This is a genomic window from Alicyclobacillus fructus, assembly GCF_017329605.1.
GTDB classification, from domain to species: domain Bacteria; phylum Bacillota; class Bacilli; order Alicyclobacillales; family Alicyclobacillaceae; genus Alicyclobacillus; species Alicyclobacillus fructus.
The window spans coordinates 1-452 of sequence record NZ_JAFMTY010000087.1; the positions used below are offsets into that span (position 1 = coordinate 1).

A 452-nucleotide genomic window follows, 5' to 3' on the forward strand; every position below is an offset into this window, starting at 1 on the left:
GTTGAATCGGGTTCTCGATAGCTATCCGTGGGGAGTTGAACTGACCCATCAGCCGGAAGAACTCGGCACCTTCTTTCATCTTCGTCCAACGGTCTGGGTCTTTCTTCAACCACGAAACGCCGGAGTTAGCCAGATACGTGCACGGGGGGTGCGCAATCACCAGATCCCATTCTTCTGTCATTAAGTCACGAACGTCACCTTGGTAGTGCGGCCCGGGTGCGTCTGTGGGGAGGATGTCACAGCTCATGGCGTCATGACCCCTCGCTCTCATCGCGTCCCGAACAACTCCGCTGTATTCACAGGCCACTAAGACCTTCATAGTGCCAGTCGCAGCGTCATAAACCGGAACCCGTTACGCGAGCGTTTCTCAGTCGCCATGACTGGAACAGGCGTCGGCCACGTTGACGGATGTCCGATGATAGAAATAATATTCTTCAACGATCGCGTAATAC

At 54.4% G+C, this 452-nt stretch carries 1 protein-coding gene; it reads right to left on the minus strand.

The annotated features are described in order from the left end of the window. Positions 1-247, minus strand: a 247-nt coding sequence (locus J3481_RS14435; protein ID WP_206882524.1) for a DNA cytosine methyltransferase, incomplete at its 3' end; no start/stop codon positions are given. Positions 248-452 lie beyond the last annotated feature (205 nt).